The 21076-nt window shown below is 33.7% G+C and carries 20 protein-coding genes and 1 riboswitch; of the genes, 9 read left to right on the forward strand and 11 right to left on the reverse strand.

Annotated elements, in window-relative coordinates; translation table 11 throughout:
* Positions 1–132: 132 nt before the first annotated feature.
* Both ACIQ2J_RS10400 and ACIQ2J_RS10405 read right to left on the reverse strand, forming a co-directional pair.
* Positions 133–510 carry a PUR family DNA/RNA-binding protein gene (locus tag ACIQ2J_RS10400; RefSeq protein ID WP_396169420.1) on the reverse strand — a complete coding sequence of 126 codons (378 nt, stop codon included), beginning with the start codon at positions 508–510 and terminating at the stop codon, positions 133–135.
* Positions 511–578: 68 nt separating this feature from the next.
* Positions 579–2342, reverse strand: coding sequence for an ABC transporter ATP-binding protein (locus tag ACIQ2J_RS10405; protein ID WP_396169422.1), 1764 nt, complete (start codon positions 2340–2342; stop codon positions 579–581).
* 193 nt (positions 2343–2535) lie between these two features.
* Between ACIQ2J_RS10405 and ACIQ2J_RS10410 the strand changes: the two genes are divergently transcribed.
* The 3 genes from ACIQ2J_RS10410 to yajC all read left to right on the forward strand — a co-directional run bounded on the left by ACIQ2J_RS10410 (position 2536) and on the right by yajC (position 4983).
* Positions 2536–3642 (forward strand): Glu/Leu/Phe/Val dehydrogenase, encoded by a 1107-nt coding sequence (locus tag ACIQ2J_RS10410; protein WP_396169424.1) that lies wholly within the window; start codon positions 2536–2538, stop codon positions 3640–3642.
* Between the two features lie 125 nt (positions 3643–3767).
* Positions 3768–4676, forward strand: coding sequence for a transcription antitermination factor NusB (gene nusB, locus ACIQ2J_RS10415; protein WP_396169489.1), 909 nt, complete (start codon positions 3768–3770; stop codon positions 4674–4676).
* Between the two features lie 31 nt (positions 4677–4707).
* Positions 4708–4983, forward strand: coding sequence for a preprotein translocase subunit YajC (yajC, locus tag ACIQ2J_RS10420; protein WP_396169428.1), 276 nt, complete (start codon positions 4708–4710; stop codon positions 4981–4983).
* Positions 4984–5343: 360 nt separating this feature from the next.
* On the opposite strand, the gene pepT is transcribed toward yajC, so the two are convergent.
* The 6 genes from pepT to rmuC all read right to left on the reverse strand — a co-directional run bounded on the left by pepT (position 5344) and on the right by rmuC (position 12381).
* Positions 5344–6594 carry a peptidase T gene (gene pepT / locus ACIQ2J_RS10425; protein WP_396169430.1) on the reverse strand — a complete coding sequence of 417 codons (1251 nt, stop codon included), beginning with the start codon at positions 6592–6594 and terminating at the stop codon, positions 5344–5346.
* A gap of 230 nt (positions 6595–6824) precedes the next feature.
* Entirely contained in the window at positions 6825–8831 is a 2007-nt protein-coding gene (locus tag ACIQ2J_RS10430; protein ID WP_396169432.1) for an FG-GAP-like repeat-containing protein, read from the reverse strand.
* A 16-nt stretch (positions 8832–8847) separates the two neighbouring features.
* On the reverse strand, positions 8848–9954 hold the full coding sequence (locus tag ACIQ2J_RS10435; RefSeq protein WP_396169435.1) for a hypothetical protein: 1107 nt from the start codon (positions 9952–9954) through the stop codon (positions 8848–8850).
* Between the two features lie 111 nt (positions 9955–10065).
* Entirely contained in the window at positions 10066–10611 is a 546-nt protein-coding gene (locus ACIQ2J_RS10440) for an acyl-CoA thioesterase (protein ID WP_396169437.1), read from the reverse strand.
* Positions 10612–10614: 3 nt separating this feature from the next.
* A complete protein-coding gene (locus ACIQ2J_RS10445; protein ID WP_396169439.1) occupies positions 10615–10980 on the reverse strand; it encodes a 6-phosphogluconate dehydrogenase in 366 nt (121 codons plus the stop codon).
* Positions 10981–10992: 12 nt separating this feature from the next.
* Complete coding sequence (gene rmuC / locus ACIQ2J_RS10450; RefSeq protein WP_396169441.1) at positions 10993–12381, reverse strand: DNA recombination protein RmuC; 1389 nt, start codon at positions 12379–12381, stop codon at positions 10993–10995.
* 76 nt (positions 12382–12457) lie between these two features.
* Here rmuC and ACIQ2J_RS10455 point away from each other — a divergent pair, with 76 nt between their 5' ends.
* The 5 genes from ACIQ2J_RS10455 to ACIQ2J_RS10475 are packed head-to-tail and all read left to right on the forward strand — an operon-like array spanning position 12458 to position 15377.
* On the forward strand, positions 12458–12679 hold the full coding sequence (locus ACIQ2J_RS10455) for a hypothetical protein (protein WP_396169443.1): 222 nt from the start codon (positions 12458–12460) through the stop codon (positions 12677–12679).
* Positions 12679–12960 (forward strand): type II toxin-antitoxin system RelE/ParE family toxin, encoded by a 282-nt coding sequence (locus ACIQ2J_RS10460; RefSeq protein ID WP_396169445.1) that lies wholly within the window; start codon positions 12679–12681, stop codon positions 12958–12960. Before ACIQ2J_RS10455 ends, ACIQ2J_RS10460 begins: the two co-directional genes overlap by 1 nt.
* 15 nt (positions 12961–12975) lie before the next feature.
* Entirely contained in the window at positions 12976–13572 is a 597-nt protein-coding gene (locus tag ACIQ2J_RS10465; protein WP_396169447.1) for a pseudouridine synthase, read from the forward strand.
* A 3-nt stretch (positions 13573–13575) separates the two neighbouring features.
* Positions 13576–14031 (forward strand): tRNA (cytidine(34)-2'-O)-methyltransferase, encoded by a 456-nt coding sequence (locus ACIQ2J_RS10470; protein ID WP_396169449.1) that lies wholly within the window; start codon positions 13576–13578, stop codon positions 14029–14031.
* Positions 14028–15377 (forward strand): glycosyl hydrolase 53 family protein, encoded by a 1350-nt coding sequence (locus tag ACIQ2J_RS10475; RefSeq protein ID WP_396169451.1) that lies wholly within the window; start codon positions 14028–14030, stop codon positions 15375–15377. The genes ACIQ2J_RS10470 and ACIQ2J_RS10475 overlap by 4 nt, the downstream gene beginning before the upstream one ends.
* 5 nt (positions 15378–15382) lie before the next feature.
* On the opposite strand, the gene ACIQ2J_RS10480 is transcribed toward ACIQ2J_RS10475, so the two are convergent.
* The 3 genes from ACIQ2J_RS10480 to ACIQ2J_RS10490 form a co-directional block, all read right to left on the reverse strand.
* Positions 15383–16168, reverse strand: coding sequence for an ABC transporter ATP-binding protein (locus tag ACIQ2J_RS10480; RefSeq protein ID WP_396169453.1), 786 nt, complete (start codon positions 16166–16168; stop codon positions 15383–15385).
* Positions 16169–16272: 104 nt separating this feature from the next.
* A complete protein-coding gene (locus tag ACIQ2J_RS10485) occupies positions 16273–17298 on the reverse strand; it encodes an iron chelate uptake ABC transporter family permease subunit (RefSeq protein ID WP_396169456.1) in 1026 nt (341 codons plus the stop codon).
* A 119-nt stretch (positions 17299–17417) separates the two neighbouring features.
* Positions 17418–18554, reverse strand: coding sequence for an ABC transporter substrate-binding protein (locus ACIQ2J_RS10490; RefSeq protein ID WP_396169458.1), 1137 nt, complete (start codon positions 18552–18554; stop codon positions 17418–17420).
* 235 nt (positions 18555–18789) lie between these two features.
* Positions 18790–19046, forward strand: a riboswitch (cobalamin riboswitch).
* Between the two features lie 81 nt (positions 19047–19127).
* On the opposite strand from ACIQ2J_RS10490, the gene ACIQ2J_RS10495 reads away from it, so the two are divergent.
* Positions 19128–21068, forward strand: a complete 1941-nt coding sequence (locus ACIQ2J_RS10495) for a TonB-dependent receptor plug domain-containing protein (RefSeq protein ID WP_396169460.1) — start codon at positions 19128–19130, stop codon at positions 21066–21068.
* Positions 21069–21076 lie beyond the last annotated feature (8 nt).

Below are 21076 nucleotides of genomic sequence, written 5' to 3' on the forward strand. Positions count from 1 at the left end.
TTGGAATTATAATTTTTGTAGAAAAGCCTTGTGAAGAAAGACCTTCATAGATTATAAATAACCAAAACAGCATTAAAACAATGTTTAAAGGTATTTTATATTTTATAAAAATATTCATCGTTGATTATGGGATTAAATATCATCGAAATTAATATCCGTGAAGTTTTTTTCTGCTTGCGGAGTTTCTTCCTGATTATCGGAAACGTATTCTCTTTTAAAATCTTTTTGGTGTCTTTCAGAAATTACTTCTTCTCCTTTATTATTTAAAACAAAGGAAGTCATTTCTTCAAGAATTTCTTTAAAAGCTGAAAAATCCTCTTTGTATAGATAAATTTTGTGCTTTTTAAAATGGAACGAACCGTCTTCTTCGGTGAATTTCTTACTTTCAGTAATGGTGATGTAGTAATCTTCGGCCTTTGTTGATCGTACATCAAAGAAATAAGTTCTTCTTCCTGCTCTTAATACTTTAGAAAAAATCTCGTCTTTTTCTAACATGTCGTTTTCTCTCATATTTCGTTCGGTCAATTAGTAGTTTTTCTAATTCCAAAAATGCTAAAAAAAATAGTACTACGCAAGAATTATAGAACTTCTTTTTCAGAAAGTTGTTTGTAGTATAATTCTTTGTAATATCCCTCTTGGCTTAGAAGCTGATTATGAGTTCCTTGCTGGATAATTTCACCATCTTCTAGTATAAGAATTTTGTCTGCATTTTTAGCAGAGGAAACTCTATGGCTAACAATTATTGTAGTTTTGTCCTTGGATATTTCAAGCAAATTATTTAATATTTTTTCTTCGGTTTCTGTGTCTACTGCCGAAAGACAATCGTCTAACAATAAAATTTCAGGGTTTTTAATGATGGCTCGTGCAATAGAAACACGTTGTTTTTGTCCTCCCGAAAGAGTGATACCACGTTCTCCTAAAATGGTTTCGTATTGTTGGTTGAATTGGGTAATATTGTCGTGAACCGCTGCTTTTGTTGCAGCATTAATAACTTCCTCATCAGTGGCGTTTTCTTTGCCAAACTTGATGTTATTTTTTATACTATCGGAAAATAAAAAAGCATCTTGTGGTACTATCCCAATACTTTCTCTTAAATCAAATAAATTCACTTTCGCCAAAGGAGTTCCATCCATAGTGATAGAGCCCACTTTCACATCGTACATTCGGGTAATTAAAGAAAGAATACTCGATTTTCCTGAGCCAGTTTTTCCTAATATTGCTAAGGTTTCCCCTTTGTTAACTTTAAAAGAAATATTTTTTAAAGCCATAATATTGGTGTCATCATAAGTAAAACTAACATTTTCAAATGCAATAGTTCCTTTAATTATAGATTTTTCGGAAGTCGTATTTTTAATTTCAGGTTCTGTTTTTAAAAATTCATTAACTCTTTTTTGGGAAGCCTCTGCTTCTTGAATCAACGAAGAAACCCATCCGATAGAAGCAACTGGCCAAGTAAGCATGTTGACGTAGAGAATAAATTCGGCTATAATTCCAATGGTTTGAATTTCAGGATCGTGTGCGATGTACATCATCCCGCCAAAATAAATTACCACTAAATTACTAACGCCAATTAGAGTAACCATTAAAGGTCCAAATAGCGATTGCACTTTAGCCAAACTCATGCTTTTAGTTTTGCTTTCCTGGGCTAATTCGGTAAGGATATCTTGATTTTGTTTTTCTAAAGAATAGGCTTTAATTACCCGAATTCCAGAAAAAACCTCTTGAGTATAGCTCGAAATTTTAGATAAATATTGCTGAAAAATGGTGCTTCGTGTATTGATTTCCTTGCTTAATTTGAAAATGATATACGATAAAAAAGGTAAAGGTAGCAAAGTGTATAAAGTCAGTTTAGGAGAAACATTGTACATGTAAATAGTTACGACCGTAAAACGAATGATAGTATTTATCGAATACATAACCGCCGGGCCTACGTACATTCGGACTTTGGCAACATCTTCACTAATACGGCTCATTAAATCTCCGGTGCGGTTGCGTTTGTAGAAATTTTGATCTAAAACTTCATAATGTTTAAAAACTTCATTTTTCAAATCGAATTCTACATGTCTAGACATCACGATTAGGGTTTGCCGCATTACAAAAGTTAGTATTCCTGCAATGATGGTGGTGCCTATGATAAGTAGTATGTTTTCAATAAGTTGGCTTTTAACCCCATTCATTCCAATAGCATTATTGAGGTATTCTTCAATAGCTTTAAAGGATTTGCTAATTAGTTTTGGTGTGAAAAGCGAAAATATCTGCGCAACGATTGTAATAAAAATACCCAACAAAAAACGGTATTTATATTTGATGAAATATTTATTTAAATATTGTAATTCTTTCATATTATTTCTTTAATTCAGTACAATATAGCTTCTTTATTTGTTAAATGTATAAATATAATGCAATATCAATATATTTAATTAAAATTAAATTTATTAACAATATGATAATTAAAACCAAAATAAGTACGTTATTTTGAATAATAAGTTAAATTTGCTATGACTTATTGATAAAGTCGCAACCCAAATAATTATTATGACTACAGAAATCACTACCCCAAAAGAACTTAAAAAAATGGATCCTGTATTTGGTCAATTATCTTTTGATAATCATGAGCAAATTGTTTTTTGCAACGACAAAGATACTGGATTAAAAGCAATTATTGGCATTCATAACTCTGTTTTAGGGCCAGCTTTAGGTGGTACTAGAATGTGGAATTATACCAACGAATGGGAAGCATTGAACGATGTTTTACGTCTTTCTCGCGGAATGACCTACAAAGCTGCGATAACTGGTTTGGACCTTGGCGGTGGTAAAGCCGTAATAATAGGGGATGCCAAAACCCAAAAAACGCCAGAAATGATGCGTAAATTTGGTGATTTTGTAAACTCACTGTCCGGAAGATATATTACTGCGGAAGATGTAGGTATGGAAACTGCCGATATGGATACCGTTAGAGACGTTACACCTTACGTAACTGGAATTTCAGAATCTCGTGGTGGTTCTGGTAATCCTTCTCCCGTGACTGCTTTTGGCGTTTATATGGGAATGAAAGCTGCTGCAAAATACCAATTTGGTTCGGATAAATTAGATGGAAAGAAAATCCTAGTTCAAGGTATTGGGCACGTTGGAGAAACTTTAGTAGATTATTTGACTAAAGAAGGCGCTCTTGTTCAAATTACCGATATTAATGAGGCAAGAATGCAAGAGGTAAGTGCAAAATACGGCACTACTATTTATTCTGGTACGGACTTGTATACTGCCGATGTAGATATCTATGCACCTTGTGCGCTTGGAGCAACTATCAACGACGATACCGTTTATAAAATTAAAGCGAAAGTTATTGCTGGAGCGGCTAACAATCAATTGGCGAATGAAAATATTCACGGACCAATTCTTCAAGAAAGAGGGATTGTTTATGCACCTGATTTCTTAATTAATGCAGGAGGAATTATTAATGTGTATGCTGAAATTGCCCATTACGATAAAGCAGAAGCGATGCGTAGAACTGAAAATATTTACAATACTACTTTAGAGATTTTCGCTTATGCTAAAGAGCATAAATTGACTCCGCAAAAGGCTTCTATGGAAATTGCAGAAATTAGAATTGCACAAAGAAAAAAAGAAAAGGCTAATTTATAGCCTAAGGTTTTAAAAATAGTTTTATTTTTGCAAAGCGAAAGAGAACCTCTTTCGCTTTGTTTATTTTATTCAAAAATTAAAAGTTCTTATCCGTGCTAAACCGAAGACATATTAGAATTAAAGTCATGCAATCCATTTATGCAATGCACCAAAGTGGATCTGACAACCTTGAAAAACAAGAAAAGTTTTTACAAGCCAGTTTAGAAAACATAGTTGATTTATATTTAATTATGTTGTCTTCTTTAGTAGAAATCCGTAAAAAAGAAATGGAATACCAGGTTCTTGCGCAGCAAAAACACCTTGCTACTCCAGAAGAACGCAATCCAAATTTACGGTTTATAAATAACCCAATTTTAGTGGCATTAGACGATAATAATTCGTTGAGTATCGCTCTTGAAAAAAGAAAAATCACCAATTGGCAAGCCAATGATGATACAATTTTATTGCTTTTGCAAGTGGTAAAACAAAGCGAATTGTATCAAAAATATATGGCTAAAAAAAATGTTACTTTTGAGGAAGAACGTTTTTTTGTTGCCGATATGTTTTCAGAATTGATTGCGCCCAATGATAAGTTGTATTCGTATTTAGAAGACTTTAAACTTACTTGGGTAGATGATATTCCGGTGGTGAATACCCAAATATTGAAGCAGTTAAAACAAATTACAGACAAAGAACAATCCCTTAGAGTTCCTGCAATTTATAAGGATGAAGAAGATAAAGAATTTGCTACTGCTTTGTTTAGAAAAACTGTTTTAAACGAAACCGAATTAGCAAAAGAATTTATAGATAAAACTCCAAATTGGGATATTGATCGTATTGCAGAAATAGACACCATTATCTTGAAAATGGCTATTTGTGAGTTCTTGAAATTCCCATCTATTCCGTTGAAAGTTACAATAAACGAATATTTAGAATTGGCAAAAGAATATTCTACTCCAAAAAGCAGTATATTTATCAACGGAATTTTAGATAATTTAGTAAAAGATTTCCAATTAAATAATAGAATCAATAAAGCTGGAAGAGGCTTAATGTAAATAAAAATTTTAAAACAAAAATCAATAAATTATGGAACAAATAAGTCAGTTTTTGCCGTTTATTTTAATGTTCGTGGTTATCTATTTCTTTATGATTATGCCACAACAAAAGAAGGCTAAGAAAGAAAAAGAATTTGAAAGCGCTTTGAAAGTAGGGGATAAGATTATCACTAAAAGTGGTATTCACGGAAAAATTTCGGAATTAGCAGAAACTACTGTGGTTCTTGAAACCATGTCTGGAAAATTAAAAATGGAGCGTTCTGCAATTTCATTAGAAATGAGTGCTTCGTTGAATAAGAAAGCATAAATTTTTTAAATTCCAATAAAGAAATTCCAAATTCCAATAAGGAAATTTTAAATTCCATTAGAAAAATTCCAAATTCCAAATTCCAAATTCCAATTGTAAAGTTGGAATTTGGAATTTTTTCTTTTGGAATTTTATTTTATTGCAAGACCATCACTGTTTAGCCCTGACAGAAGTGGAAATCCTTTTTCAACTCCGACAGAGTTTTGAACTCTGTCGGAGTTGAAAAAGATTGGAACGGATGGCAGGAATTGCCATTACGGATAAAGCCCAAACGATTCGCTTCTACTAATTTATAAATATAAAAAAAATCCACAAATTTCATAAAGCGAAATTTGTGGAATGTATATTTTAACTATTTTCTTATTTGGAGAAATCGGTTGTGGCAGTTAATTGGGCAATTTTTACAATTACGTCTACTGCTTTTTGCATGCTTTCTACTGGTACATACTCGTATTTTCCGTGGAAATTATGACCGCCAGCAAAGATATTCGGGCAGGGTAAACCCATATAGGACAATCGGGAACCGTCGGTACCGCCACGAATAGGCTTGATTAGTGGCGTGATGCCTAATTCTTGCATTGCTTTTTCGGCTAAATCTACGATGAACATCATTGGTTCTACCTTTTCGCGCATGTTGTAGTATTGGTCTTTAACCTCGGCAATACAAATATCTTCTCCGAATTGTGCTGCATATTGTGCGTTGATTTTGGCAACAATAGCAAGAACCAATTCTTTACGTTTTTCAAATAATTGCATGTCGTGGTCGCGAATGATAAGGTCTAGTTTGGTTTCTTCTAGGCTTCCGGAAAGTCCGGTAACGTGGAAAAATCCTTCGTAATCTATAGTTTCTTGAGGGATTTCATTTTTAGGTAATTGGTTGATAAAATCGTTTGCAATAAGCATGGAGTTTATCATTTTGCCTTTGGCATAACCTGGGTGAACGCTTTTCCCTTTGAAGGTGATTTTGGCACCAGCAGCATTGAAGTTTTCGTATTCTAATTCGCCAATTTGACTTCCATCCATGGTGTAAGCCCATTGTGCGCCGAATTTTTCGACATCAAAAATATCGGCGCCACGACCAATTTCTTCATCGGGAGTGAAACCAACTCTAATTTTTCCGTGTTTAATTTCGGGATGTTGCACAAGGTATTCCATTGCGGTAACAATCTCGGTAAGTCCTGCTTTGTCGTCGGCACCAAGAAGGGTCAATCCGTTGGTAGTGATTAAAGTTTGCCCTTTGTATTGTACTAAATCTTTGAAATAACTTGGAGAAAGGATTATGTTTTGCTCTTTATTTAAAACGATATCCCCACCATCATAATTGTGGATGATTTGTGGTTTTACATCTTTTCCTGTAAAATCAGGAGAAGTATCGTAATGCGAAACAAAACCAATGGTTGGCACTTCATGGTCAACATTGCTTGCTAAGGTACCCATTACATAACCGTTTTCGTCGATGGTAACTTCGGTTAAACCGATAGTATTAAGTTCTTTTACTAATAAATTAGCAAGGACTAATTGTTTTGGTGTACTTGGTGTTGTTGGAGAATCGGCATCCGATTCGGTGTCCATAATTGCATAACTGATAAAGCGATCAATAATATGTTGCATGAAGTTTAATATTTAATTAGTGTTGCAAATATACAAATTGCAAGTGTTTTTATTCAAAGATTTTGATAAAACCAATTCTTAATTAATTCTATTTTTTTTGAACTTATAATAATAAAATTATTCAAATGTTTGAAAGTCTTTTCGTCTTTATAAACCATTACGAATTGACATATATGATAAAAAAACGCCTGAAAATATTCAGGCGTTAATTATCAAAAATAAAAATACTTTTATTCTTTTATGAATTTTTGAGAATAATCTTTATCATTTGTATCTCTTAAAAGTAGGATATAAGTTCCTTTGCTTAACGAATCAATTGCAATTGTTGTTGACGTTAATTTGGTTTCCAAAACTATTTTTCCGTTTAAATCATAAACTTGTGCAAGTTTCATTAAAAGGTTTCCATTGGTTTTAATATTTAAAATATTTTTCGCTGGAATAGGGTAAATGCTAAAATTAGAATTAGTGAAATTTTCAACAGCAAGAGTTGCACCTTCAACCACCAAAGTAGCTTGATTAATACTCGGATTTAATACAGTATCTACTAATCCGGATGGCCATCTAATAATAATTTTGGTAATTGCTGTAGCAGTTCCAATTCCGAAATGAGCATTTAAAGTGCTTTGTTGAGCAAAGCCATTACCACTTTTTATTTCTCTAATTTGCTTTCCAAAAGTGCCATAAATTTCTACTCTTGCACCAATTCCGTTGCCGTTACTTCCAATTCCTTGAAGATTAATTTTTATCCAATTATTTGCATTTGGAACATTTAAATACACCTGATTTGCATATTGAAGATCTAAAAACCCATCGTTATTCAAGTCGCCAATTCCACCTTTGCTAAACGGCATGTCATATCCTGTAAAGGTTAAATCGCCATTATTTATATACAATTCTTTGTTGTTTTGCCATAAAAAATCCATCCATCCATCGTTGTTAAAATCAGCCGCTTGAATTTCCCACGATCCAACTTGAGCTGCAATACCAGTAGTTGCATAGATGTCTGTAAAAGTTCCATTACCATTATTTCGGAATAATTTATTGGTATCCGATATATTCGATAATAAAATATCCATAAATCCATCGTTATCATAATCTTCAATTGCTGAAGCCCAAGATTGCGAACCATCATTTACTCCAGCAGCAGCTCCTGATTCAGTGAATGTGCCATTTCCATTATTTTTGTACAAAAGATTGATACGTTGTGGGTCGTCTAACGCAGCACTTGCACGACATTTAGCTATATACAAGTCAATATCACCGTCATTGTCATAATCTGTCCATTGCGATTGGTAGTTACCTCCAACGGCTAGAGTTGGCATTAATGTAGTGTCAAAAATTAAATTCCCAGCTCCATCGTTTTTATAAGAATAACTTTGAGCAGTATCATGACATGCCCATAAATCTAAATTTCCATCGTTATTGATGTCTACAAAATTGGTTCTTTGGGTAAAAATGCTTTGTGGATAAGGAACTTCAGTATAGCTATCTCCTCCATTATTAGATTTTATTACTGTCAATCTATTACTGTTGCCAAACACCAAATCGTTATAACCATCTTTATTGAAATCTCCGGCTGTTATACTCCATCCGGGTATAGTTGTAAGTCCAGGTAACTGATAAACAACAGGGTTAAAACCTCCTGTTGGTAATTGTTTTTGAATAGTCATTTGATTAGTTTCAACAGTTACAATATCGTCTAAAAAATCATTGTTCATATCAACCACATTGCAAATAGTAGACGTTGTAGAAATAGTTTGATTTGTAAAAGAAATCGCTGGTGCAATTAATGGATTTTCAGTTAATTGAAAATCAAAACCACTTCCGTTCCATCTGTTGTCCCAAGCAAGATAATAAGTAGTATTAGCAACCACATTAAAAGTTACTATAGATAAATAACCATTACCAATTACGCCGTTATCATCATCGGAAGCATAACAAACTAAGTTCCCGCAAGTTCCAGTATAAACATGAATTCGAGTGTCTAATCCAGTATTTATTGTTAAATCGGAGGTGATAGTAACTGTGTAGTTCTGAGTAGGCGTATAGGTGTACCATTCTGCAAGTGGTGTAGTTGCATTACCAGTTAAGCAATTAGGTGTTGGAATATCCGTTCCATCTATATTTCCAACAGTCGTCATTCCGGGAAATATTGGTAATGCATTAGCACAGGAATTTTGTGCGGCAACCCATTGAATTCCGAAATTTAAAATAATAAACAAGGTGATTTTTTTCATATTGGTAGAGTTTTTGTTAATGGCAATTTGCCGGTAAAGTATTGATCCAATCTTTCATTAATTGAACGCCTTCTTGGTGCACTAAAGAGCGCCCTATATATGGCATCATTATATCGCCTTGCGTGGAACTCATTCGAATAATCATTTCCGAATAATCCGCATTTCCGCCATTGATAACGAAAGGCCCATTTGGAATGTTAAACAACGGAACTAAACATACTCCAAAAGTATGTAAGTCGTTGTTGCTGAAATTAAATCGCTGAGATACATAGGCGCAATGACCGCCTTCTCTGTGGCAATGCGCACAGTTAATGTCAATATAGGATCGTGCTCTTGATTCTAATGATTTGCTAATGTCTCTCCAATCTACTGTAGAATGAATAGCTGAAAGTGCCGGAACATCCGTGCCAAGGATGCCTAGGCTTTTCCATTTGGTAATTTGATTTTCTGCACCAGTGCTGTAATTAAAGATGGTGTTTAAATTTTGAGGTTTTGGTCCAATCGGAATTGTTATTTCCCCAGTTTGATTTGGATTTATTTTATGACAAGTTATACATTCTGTTTGGGAAGGTACCCAATAGTTTACTGTTTTGTTTTCCCCATTATCATCTATCCAATTTACAGGTTTGTGCACTCCGTTACCAGTAGTTTCAAGAAGAGCATCCGTTTGTTCGTCATTCCAAACATAAGTATATGCTTGCCATCCGGTGGATTTTCTAATTAACAATCGCGTCTCCACCATTTTGGTAGTATTGCTAGGTTGCACATGATCGTAATAAAAGGTTTTTATCATTGCTGCTCCAACCGGAAATTCAAAAACATTTTCATCGCCATTATAGGTGGCATGGGTATTGTTTGGTAGCCAAATAAAACGTTTTTTATGGGCATAATCTGAAAATAAAGCACTTGCGGGTTCGTAAGGAACAACATTAGCAGTTGGGTTTTGCTCTTTTAGTGCACCATCAAAAAAATGGTATTCGGATAATTTAGCGTACGGAACCGTTGCAAGGTTAACTGAAACTTTTGGTAATGCAACATATTCTTCTTCATTAGATTTGGAACAAGAGAAAATTACGATAACAAAAAGCAGTACTATTACAGAAAAGGTGTATTTTTTTTTCATTATTTTGAATTTGTACTTCCCAAAAATACTAAAAATAGGTGTAATTACATATTAAATTAAGAATTTTTTCGACAAAATGCAAATAATTATGATTAATTACATGTTAAACTACTAATTTAATTCTAATTTCACATTGTAATTAACCAATTCCAAAATTGCTTTTTCCGACTTATAATCAAATATTTCTTCATGCAATGCTAAATCCTTTTTGATTGCAATTTGTTTTACGCAGGTGTAAAAACGTCTTAGTTCTTCATCATTGGATAGCAATAATCCAGGTACTTTGGTGTTTAATCCTTCCGCATCTTTCGCAACCATAGTAAAATAACTGGAGTTGCAATGCTTTACTTTTCCGGTTTGTATGTTTTCGGCTTCCACTCGAATGCCAACAATCATCGAACTGTTTCCTACATAATTCACGCTGGCTTTTAAGGTAACCAATTCGCCAACCTCAATAGGATTCAAGAAATTAACCGTATCCACCGAAGCAGTAACGCAATAATTTCCAGAATATTTAGAGGCGCAAGCAAAGGCAATTTGATCTAATAAAGAAAGAATATACCCTCCGTGAATTTTACCACTAAAATTAGTGTGGGAGGGAAGCATTAATTGCGAAATGGTGATTCGAGAGGATTTTACCGATTTGTAGGTGCTCATAAATTATTTATTGAAAGGCGATTTGTCTTTTTTAACTTCTGTAACAAAATATTTAGAATCTCCCCACCAAGAAAAGGTGCGGTAGCGTTCTTTGTAGGTTAGTTTTACATATTGTCCTTCCAACTCTTTTAAGTCGGCAATTACTTTCGCGTCTTTATCCAATACCGAAAAAGAAAAAACTTGTGCTCCAGAAATACCTTGGCTAATTTCACCTTCCCAGGTTTTAAAAATAATGCCTTTATGACTGAATTTAATCACTTGACCTGATCGAACCCCTTCGCTATAAGTTGCGTAATAAACAAATGAAAAGTAAGCGGTAACTATAACAGCAAGCGCTAAAACTAAATAAATAATAAATTTACGTACCATAATGAACTTATTTTAATCAGAAATTTCTTCCGAGTTAGTTACTAAATTATCCGAGATAGTGGCTCGGTTTAGGATATTATCTGGAAGCGATTTTTTAGCTTTTGCTCCCATTTTTTTTAATTTTTCTACACTAGTTACAAGATTTCCTTTTCCGTCGACAAGTTTATTCATGGCACCTTGGTATTCTATTTTGGCTTCATCCATTTTCTTGCCAATTTTCACTAAATCGGTAACAAAACCTTCAAATTTATCATATAACGCTCCCGCTTGACGCGCAATTTCCAAAGCGTTTTCTTGTTGTTTTTGGTTGGTCCACATACTATCAATAGTGCGCAACGTAGCCAATAGAGTAGAAGGTGTAACAATTACAATATTCTTTTCAAAAGCCTTGTTGTACAAAGTGGTATCTTCATTTAATGCTAATGCAAATGCCGATTCAATTGGGATAAACAGCAATACAAAATCAGGGCTTTCCATTTGATACAAATCGTGGTAATTCTTGTTGCCCAATTGCTCCACATGACGATTAATTGCAATAACATGGTCCTTCAGATGTTGCGCTTTTAAAGTATCGTCTTCCTCATTAATGTAACGTTCGTAAGCCGTTAAAGTTACTTTCGAATCGACTACCATTTTCTTTCCATCAGGTAAATTAATCACCACATCAGGGAATACTCGGTTGCCATCTTCAGTAACAAAACTTTGTTGCACAAAATATTCGCGGTCTTTTTCCAATCCCGATTTTTCTAACACACGTTCCAAAATAAGTTCGCCCCAATTCCCTTGCATTTTGCTGTCGCCTTTTAATGCTTTAGTTAAATTAAGGGTTTCTTTACTCATTTGCTCGTTCATTTCCCGAAGGCCCAATATTTGTTGGCGCAAAGCGGCATGATAATCAATGCTTTCTTTGTGTGTATCTTCGACTTTCTTTTCAAATAGTTGAATTTTATCTTGTAAAGGCGATAAAATAGTTTTTAAATTTTCTTTGTTTTGCTCGGTGAATTTAGAAGTTTTTTCTTCCAAAATTTTATTGGCTAAATTTTCAAATTCTTTAGTGAATTTCTCTTGAAGTTGCTCCACTTCTTGTTTTTGTTCCTTATTACGTTCCCAAAGATTTTCAAAATCGGTTTCTTTTTTAGATAATTGAATGGCTAAGGCTTCTTTTTCGGAACGGATAGTTTCCTTTTCTAAATTGGATGCTGTTAATTGTTTTTCAAAATCAGTGCGATCCATTTGAACCTGCTCTTTCATCTGATTTATTTGCGAAATCAAGCCGTTATTTTTTTCTTCCAAAGTTGCTTTTTCCGATTTGGAATTGGCGGTAAATAGCAATTTTCCAAGGAAAATCCCAATAGCTAAGGCGATAATAAATACTACTAAAATAGGTAAAACTGCAGTCATTTTTTAAATGGTATTAGTATGTAAATATACTAAAGAAGTAATAAAAAAAATAATTATATTTGTAAAAATAAAGGTTATGAAGATAGTTATTGAGACAGACGAACAATACCGAAACATGTTTTTGGAAATAGCTAATTCTATTAAAGCTAAAATTTCATTTAACGAAGAAGTTGATTTTTCGGATAATTTACCAGAACATGTGATAAAAGGAATTACCGAAAGTAGAAACCAAATTACTAGTGGTGAATTTTTATCTCATGAAGAGGTTATGAAAAAATATTTAGCAAAATACCAGTAATGGAAGTTTTTTGGACTACAAAAGCAGACATAACTTTTGAAGTTATTACGGATTCTATTGAAGCCCAGTTTGGTAAAAAAGCAGTATTGAAATTTGTTTTGAAAGTAAATTCTTTAGTTGGTTTAATTGAAAAATTTCCATTCCTTTTCAAATCTAGTTTGAAATTCTATAATGTTAGAAAAGCAACAATAAACAAACAGTGTTCTTTGTTTTATGAAATAAATAATACTTCAATTTATCTACTCTATTTTTGGGATAATCGTCAAAATCCTATAGATTAATCCTAAAAAAAAACAATGCACCACCATTTTATAATTTACAAACCCTACGGCTATTTATCGCAGTTTATTTACGAACTCAAGCGCCCAAAAAAGTTACTCGGAGAATTGCATGATTTCCCCGAGAATACTATGGCAATTGGTCGATTAGACGAAGATTCGGAAGGCTTGCTTTTGCTTACCACCGATGGTAAAATGAGCGAAATGGTGCGCAGCAAAAAAGTAGAAAAAGAATACTACGTTCAAGTGGACGGGGTAATAACTCCAGAAGCCATAGCCGAATTAAAAAAAGGAGTTCTAATTGGATTTGATGGAAAAAAATACCTTACCAAAGAATGCGAAGCACATTGTGTAGACGAAATTCCAAATTTCCCACAACGTGCCAAGAAAATACGAGATGAACGTCACGGGCCAACTTCTTGGTTGTCGATAACCATCAATGAAGGCAAATTTCGACAGGTGCGAAAAATGACTTCGGCAGTTGGTTTTCCTACTTTACGATTGGTTCGAGTTCGCATTGGGAATATCCATTTAAATAATTTACAAGCTGGGGAAGTTTTGGAATTAGATGATTTTTCAAAAATCAATGACAATAGCAATATCAAAAATCAATAAATAATGTTAAACATCGTTTTAGTTGAACCCGAAATTCCAAATAATACTGGAAACATAGGTCGTTTGTGTGTTGGAACCGAAAGTCGTTTGCACCTAATACATCCTTTTGGATTTGTTATTAATGACAAAAATTTAAAGCGTTCGGGTTTGGATTATTGGATACATTTGGACGTTACTGAATACCAAAATAGTGCCGAATGGATTACTCAAATTCCAGACACATCGAGAGTTTTTTTAATGAGTTCACATGCCGATACTTCTATTTATGAAGCCCAATTTCAAGATGGCGATTGGTTGGTTTTTGGGAAAGAAAGTGTCGGATTGAGTCAAGAAGTTTTGGCACAGTTCGAAAATCATTTAACCATTCCAATGTCGAAATTAATTCGGAGTTTTAATATTGCCAATTCAGTTGCTTTTGTTGTTGGAGAAGCAAAAAGGCAAATAAATAAAAAAATTTGAAAAAAATAATATTATTCTTCCTGATTTTTTGTGTCCGATTGAATGCACAATGTTTTACTATTGGTGCTGATTTATCCTATACAAATTCAGTTCTAGCAAATGGTGGAGTTTATCACGACAGCAACAATATTGCAGTAAATCCATATTTTCTTTTTGCTCAAAAAGGTGCAAATATGGTTAGAATGCGCTTGTTTCATTCCCCTCAGAACATTGTTGGTAATTGTGGAAATACCATTACGGCAAATGATATTAACGATGTTATTTTAGGATTTACAAACGCCAAAACCAATGGAATGAAATTAAATTTGGCCATTCATTATGGAGATTATTTTAATGATCCAAACAAACAAAAAAGACCACAAGCATGGGATGGACTTTCAGGAACGAATCTTCTTAATTCCATATACAATTATACTATTTCTGTATTACAAATTCTAAAAAATAATAATGTTACTCCGGATATTGTTGCAATTGGCAACGAAACTACTTGGGGATTTATTGATGATACAAATACTACAAATGGTTGGAGTTGGCCTGAAGACGCTAATAAATTTAATATTGCTTTAACTGCGGTTGATGATTTTAATTCTTCTAATGGTACCTTAATAAAAAAAGCTGTTCATTTCACTGATAATACGGCCTCTTGGCTTTCTGCATTATTTAGTAGCCAAAACATTACGAATTATGATATTATAGGTATTTCCTATTATCCTTTTTGGTCTAATTTTACTTCTTTACCTCAATTAGGGAATTTAATTAATACATTAAAAAATACATATAACAAAGACGTAATGATTTTTGAAACAGGTGTACCTTGGACGACTGAAAGTTCTGATGGATATACAAATATTGTAAATTCGTATGGAAATTTAAATTACCCAATAACACCACAAGGGCAAAAACTATTTTTTACAGATTTAGTAAATACAGTTTATAATTCAGGCGGAAAGGGCGTTCTTTACTGGGAGCCTGATTGGATAAGCTCCTCCATGTGTGATCAATGGGGACAAGGATCGTCATATGAAAATATGAGTTTTTTTAATTTCACAACTAATAATACGGCTTTGCCTATTTTTGATGTTTTCAATTTTTGTAATGAACTTTCTTTAAATAATCCGATAGAAAGTGAAATTCAACTATACCCAAATCCTGCCCATGACAAAGTTTTTTTTGAAGGAGTTGAGGATCAAACAAAGATTGTTGTTTTGGATGTTTTTGGAAGAATAATTATGAAAAATACATTACAAGAAAATAATCTATCTATTTCCGAATTAAATTCTGGGATTTATTATTTTGTTTTTTACATTAAGGATTACAAGGTGGTTAAAAAAATGATAGTGAATTAATATTTTTACCTTATCATAAAGCGTCCTTTTTCGCTGTCAAATTTTATGTTTTCGTCTTTGAAAAGAGTGTCGAAAACTCCTTTAATAATCAAATTACACGGTTGGTCTTGAACCAGATAATCCTCCGTCATAACAATCATTTCATCGGATAATTGAATTGCCAAATCGATGTCGTGGGTAGAAAATAGGATACACTTATTGGATTCTGCTGCTAGTTTTTTTAATAATTTAAAGAGCGAAACTTTATGAAATAAATCCAAATGTGTTGAAGGTTCGTCTAAGATTATTAACGGAGTATCTTGTGCTAGAGCCCTCGCTACGAGTACATTCTGAAATTGACCATCACTAATTTCGTAGTATTTTTTATTCGATAAATGTTCAATTTGGGTTAAGGCAATTGCCTCGTTTACTTTTTCAAAATCTTCTGGGTTTAATTTTCCAATCCAATTGGTGTAAGGTTGTCTTCCCAAGGCAATTAATTCGAAAACAGTTAAGTTGCTAGTTGGTAATTTTTCGGTTAAAACCAAACTTAAATTTTGTGCTAAGTCAACAGGGCTGAATTCTTTTAAATTTTTATTATTCAAATGAACAGCGCCTGATAATGGTTTTTTAAGTCCCGAAAGTGTTCGTAATAGTGTTGATTTTCCAATCCCGTTTTCACCAATTAAAGCAATTAATTTCCCTGCTTCTAGTTTTAAATTAATGTTTTTAGCAATAATATTCTCTTTCGATTTGGATTTGTATCCAATCGATAGGTTAGTAGAAGTAAGTATGTTTTTGTTATCGCTCATTTAATTTTTTATAAATCTATGTGCCTATGTGGTAATCATTTCTGCCACAGATTTCACGGATTTTTACAGATTCTTCTAAAATCTTATAATCTTTTGTTGATAAATCAAACCAATCTATTCTTCCTTACCAACAACCAAATAACCACTGGCGCTCCCACAATAGATGTTATAGCGTTTATTGGCAACGTAAAATCAAATCCTGGCATTTGTGAAATCATATCGCAAAAGAGCATTATAATCGCTCCGATTAAGATGGTGCTCCAAAACAATATTCTATGGTTACTCGTTTGAAAAAGTAATTTCGACAAATGCGGCACCGCCAATCCTACAAAGGCAATCGGCCCTGCAAAAGCCGTAATGCTTCCTGCTAAAATACTTGTTGCAAGAATAATTAATCTTCTGGATTTTTTTACTTTTAAACCCAAACTTTTGGCATAATTTTCTCCTAAAAGTAAGGCGTCTAATGATTTTACAGAAAATAAACTTAATAGTAATCCGATGGAGACGGCAACCAATAAAATGCTGATATTTTGCCAAGATAGATTCCCAATGCTACCCATACTCCAAAAGGTGAATTTTTGCAATTTTTCTGCCGAACTAAAAAAGGTTAATACCGAAACTATAGCGCCTGCAAAACTGCTAAACATCAATCCTGCAATTAAGATTGTCATGGTGTCCCGCAGAAATTTGGATATCAAAAGCACTAATAGCAAGACAGAGAAACTTCCCAAACAAGAAGCTAAAATGATTCCGTAAGACGATAATAAAAATGTAGAAATTACAGTCGGCAATGCTCCAGCTCCTAAAATAACAAAAGCAACTCCCAAACTGGAACCGGAACTTAAACCCAAAACATAAGGCCCAGCAAGTGGATTTCTAAATAAAGTTTGCATTAATAATCCACTAATGGATAGCCCAATGCCAACTAAAATAGCGGTAATTGCTTTCGGTAATCTAAAATTAATGATAATATATTCCCAAGTGTCTTTACTTGCCGAAGAGCCAAACAAACTTTTAATTACTTCTTTAAACGGAATGCCAACTTGTCCCAAAGAAATATTTAATAACAAAGCCATTAGCAATAGCAAAGTCAATATTGAAAATAGAAAAGTATTTCGGGTTTGGAACATTTTTGATAATTAAAACCAAAAAGAATTAATATTCTCTAAAGTTGGAATAGTTTGCAAAGTTAAAAGAAAAATTGGTGTAATTTCTATACTTTTTTCGTGCAAATTTGCAGAATTCGTGTTTACTTTAACTTTTCAAAAAAGAATGGTTTATAACCTACCAATAATTCGGGATGCAATATTTTTACAATATCCTTCAATACAATGTCTGGTCTATTTGGAGCCAATTCATAATATAAAACGCCTCCGGTTTTTCCTTTTTTTCCGCTAAACGAATACACATTTTTGTTTTGGAACGCTTTAAATTGCGAATAATGGGAGTTTGTATCGAGCATTTCTTTTAACGATCCAAATTGCCCGGAAGTTATCCATAAATCGGCATTTTTTCCTTTTTCTAAAACTGTTTCAAACGATAACGAAAGACTTCCAGTTCCTGTTGTAGCAGCCCATAAATAGTTGCCTTGCGCTTGTTTTAATAACTGGCAACCCCAACTAGTTCCTTGCGGTAAATACCATTTATCTTCAAACATGTCTCCGGCTAAAATGGTTGGATGGGTGGTGGCTCTTTTGGCGATTTCCAAAGTATGTAAATAGTCTTTTTCTATTTTAGAAAATAGTTCGTTGGCTTTTTCTTGTTTGCCATACAAAGCGCCAAAAAACTTAATCCATTCGGCTTTTCCTAACGGCGTTTGTTCGTTCCAATCGCCATTCAATAAGACTTTTAATCCGTTTTTCTGAAGATTATCCAGCGTTGGATTGTTGTTGTCTAAACCATATCCAATGATTACTTCCGGTTGTAAATCGATTATCACTTCGGTATTTAAGGCTTGATTATTACCCAATTCTTTTACTTTTTTGGCATCAATTAAAGCACGAACTTTCTGGGAAGAAATGTAATTCAAATTTGGAAATCCAACCAACGTATTTTCCACGCCTAGCATTTCTAAGGAAGGAATGTGCGTGGTAGAAGTGACTACAATTGTTTTCACGGGAACCGAAATAGTAAGAAACTGTTTCAAACTATCGGGAATAATTCCGTTTTTTTCTTTCAGAATATACGTATACGATTTATCGGCTTTAGGCCAAGGATTGGAAACGGTTACCACAGAAAATCCGTCGTGGTTTAGTATAGAAAATCCTTTGGCATAGTGAATTTCGTTTTTCGGAACTAAAGTTGTTGGTTCGTGGACTTCCTTTTTGCATTGCACAAAAGGAAAAACGAGGAGAACGAATAAAAAGGATTTTAAAAAATGCGACATGGAATTATTTTTTGCAAAAGTAAAATAATGTTTTCACAAATTGGTGCTTGTGTAACATTTGATGCAAAATCAAATTTTTAAAATCTCTAAATTTGAATAAAATTTCAAAATGAGAGATTCCAATACTTTTATGTACCTCGTTGGTGGAATAATTCTACTGCACTTTATAGTAGGTTTTGTTTGGTTGATCGTGAAATTTTCTAAAAAGAAAGAAGATAAGTAATAAAAACGACTACATTTGCACTCGTATTTCGGTTGTGACTTTGATTTTTCAGAGGAACATTAAAAGGGAATTTGGTAACAGAATTAAGAATTAAGAAAGCAGATTAAAATCTAACTTTCTAAAAATCTAATTCCTAAATCCAAAGCTGTACCCGCAACTGTATGCTATTATGCTTGTTGTTATCTACAAAGTCACTTTTCGTTACGGCGAATGGGAAGGCAAACAACAAGACGCAAGCCAGGAGACCTGCCATTTTACATTGAGTATCAAACTTTCGGGAAAAAAGGTTTGGGTATGGGTAATTCTGTGCTTTTCTCCCACGATTATTAAATTAGTACTAACTAAAAAAAATGAACAAAAAATTCATTCGTTTCAGTGCATGTATTGCATTGGCGACCACTTGCGGCTATGCCCAAGTAAAAGATTCCATTAAAGTTAAACAACTAGAGGAAGTAGTGTTTTCCGACACTAAATTTGCGCAAAGCAAAGAAAAATCAGGAAAAGTAATCACCAAAATTACGGCTGCCGAACTCCAAAAAAAATCAGGGCAATCCTTAGCCGGTATTCTAAATTCGGTAGCAGGAGTAGAGATTAACGGAACCCAATCGGCCAACGGTAAAAACCTTGGCTACTACATTAGAGGTGGAAAAAACCAACAAGTTTTAATTGTAATTGACGGAAATCCAGTTACGGATGCTTCCGGAATTAACTTGGAGTACGATTTGCGTTTGCTTCCTATCGATCAAATTGAAAGCATCGAAATCATGAAAGGTGCTGCAAGTACGCTTTACGGCTCGGGTGCTGCAACGGCAGTAATCAATATTACTTTGAAAAAATCGAGTAAAAAACCGCTTCAAGCCAATGCGTATTCCAATATTGGTTCAAACAATACAGCAACGAACCACAAGTACAACGGGCAAGATTTTAACCAAGGATTTTCGGTTAACGGAACGGTAAAAAAAGTGCATTATTTGGCTTCGATCAACAGCACCGAAACCAAAGGAATGTCACAAGTAGCAGAACCAACTCCCGATTCTAATTACGATAAAGACCGATTTTCAAGAATTAATTATTTGTCGAAATTCGGATTTAAAGCAACCGAAAAATTGACTTTAGATTTCTTCGGAAATTACGATAAAGTGAACAACGATTACGATTTTCCTTTTGATAATACAGGTTTTAACGACACTTACAGCAATAAATCGAAAACCGAACAATTCCGTTTTGGATTTTCGCCAAAGTATGTTTATGCCAAAGGCGAATTGCATTTGAATTCTAATTTCACCAAACTACAAAGGGAATATCAGGAATTCAATTCTTGGACTAATGGCATCGATAATTCTAGTTATGGCTCGCGAAGTGTAACGGTGGATGCTTTCAATAAGAATAAATTTTCTACTAATTTTTATTTGATAACGGGTGCCAATTACCAATTTCACGATATGAAAAGCGAAACACCCTACAGCATTATTGCCAAAGAAGGTGCTAAATTTAATATGGTAGACCCATATTTTACGGGAGTTTTCACTTCTGATTTTGGTTTAAATCTAAATGCTGGCGCACGGTTGAACGTGCATAGTCAATATGGCAATCAATTGGTGTATAATGTGAATCCGTCGTTTAATTTTGGAAAGGAAATTCCGGTTAAGTTATTGGCTTCCTATAGCACTGCATTTGTTACGCCGAGTTTGTACCAATTGTACTCCGAATACGGAACTGCAACTTTAACTCCCGAGAAAAATTCAACAATCGAATCGGGTTTGGAAGTTTCGGTAGCCCAAAAGAAACTTACGTTTAATGTGGTAGCCTTTTTTAGAGAACAAAACAATTCCATCGGATTTGATGCGACTTACCATTATGCCAATGTGGAAGGTTTGAACAAAGCCAAAGGGATAGAAACCATTGTGAATTACGCTCTTTCTACAAAATTAAATTGTAGTGCCAATTATACTTTCACGCAAGTAGATGAAGCCTTGAACCGATTAATTCCAAAACATAAAGTTAACGCGTCTATTGATTTTTCGGCAACTAAAAGATTGTTTTTCAATGCCAATTACCAATATGTTGATGCTAGACAAGATGCCTTTTTTGATGGAAATACGTATGCAATTGTTGCCGCAAAACTGGGTTCCTACCAACTGCTAAATGCTTTAGTGAAGTATGAATTAGTAAAAGATAGACTGAACATTTTTGGAAATGTAACTAATATTTTTAATCAAGATTTTGTAGAAAATATAGGTTATTCCACAAGAGGAAGAAATTTTAAATTGGGATTGAATATTAAACTTTAAAATTAATT

This window comes from Flavobacterium sp., from assembly GCF_044357305.1.
Lineage (GTDB): Bacteria > Bacteroidota > Bacteroidia > Flavobacteriales > Flavobacteriaceae > Flavobacterium.

Coding starts and splice junctions, on each gene's coding strand:
- ACIQ2J_RS10495 (WP_396169460.1), top strand. CDS start 19,128: ATGAACAAAAAATTCATTCGTTTCAGTGCATGTATTGCATTGGCGACC.
- ACIQ2J_RS10470 (WP_396169449.1), top strand. CDS start 13,576: ATGTTAAACATCGTTTTAGTTGAACCCGAAATTCCAAATAATACTGGA.
- ACIQ2J_RS10430 (WP_396169432.1), bottom strand. CDS start 8,831: ATGAAAAAAATCACCTTGTTTATTATTTTAAATTTCGGAATTCAATGG.
- pepT (WP_396169430.1), bottom strand. CDS start 6,594: ATGCAACATATTATTGATCGCTTTATCAGTTATGCAATTATGGACACC.
- ACIQ2J_RS10440 (WP_396169437.1), bottom strand. CDS start 10,611: ATGAGCACCTACAAATCGGTAAAATCCTCTCGAATCACCATTTCGCAA.
- ACIQ2J_RS10485 (WP_396169456.1), bottom strand. CDS start 17,298: ATGTTCCAAACCCGAAATACTTTTCTATTTTCAATATTGACTTTGCTA.
- nusB (WP_396169489.1), top strand. CDS start 3,768: ATGCAATCCATTTATGCAATGCACCAAAGTGGATCTGACAACCTTGAA.
- ACIQ2J_RS10400 (WP_396169420.1), bottom strand. CDS start 510: ATGAGAGAAAACGACATGTTAGAAAAAGACGAGATTTTTTCTAAAGTA.
- ACIQ2J_RS10435 (WP_396169435.1), bottom strand. CDS start 9,954: ATGAAAAAAAAATACACCTTTTCTGTAATAGTACTGCTTTTTGTTATC.
- ACIQ2J_RS10465 (WP_396169447.1), top strand. CDS start 12,976: ATGCACCACCATTTTATAATTTACAAACCCTACGGCTATTTATCGCAG.
- ACIQ2J_RS10460 (WP_396169445.1), top strand. CDS start 12,679: ATGGAAGTTTTTTGGACTACAAAAGCAGACATAACTTTTGAAGTTATT.
- ACIQ2J_RS10445 (WP_396169439.1), bottom strand. CDS start 10,980: ATGGTACGTAAATTTATTATTTATTTAGTTTTAGCGCTTGCTGTTATA.
- ACIQ2J_RS10455 (WP_396169443.1), top strand. CDS start 12,458: ATGAAGATAGTTATTGAGACAGACGAACAATACCGAAACATGTTTTTG.
- ACIQ2J_RS10410 (WP_396169424.1), top strand. CDS start 2,536: ATGACTACAGAAATCACTACCCCAAAAGAACTTAAAAAAATGGATCCT.
- yajC (WP_396169428.1), top strand. CDS start 4,708: ATGGAACAAATAAGTCAGTTTTTGCCGTTTATTTTAATGTTCGTGGTT.
- ACIQ2J_RS10405 (WP_396169422.1), bottom strand. CDS start 2,342: ATGAAAGAATTACAATATTTAAATAAATATTTCATCAAATATAAATAC.
- ACIQ2J_RS10480 (WP_396169453.1), bottom strand. CDS start 16,168: ATGAGCGATAACAAAAACATACTTACTTCTACTAACCTATCGATTGGA.
- rmuC (WP_396169441.1), bottom strand. CDS start 12,381: ATGACTGCAGTTTTACCTATTTTAGTAGTATTTATTATCGCCTTAGCT.
- ACIQ2J_RS10490 (WP_396169458.1), bottom strand. CDS start 18,554: ATGTCGCATTTTTTAAAATCCTTTTTATTCGTTCTCCTCGTTTTTCCT.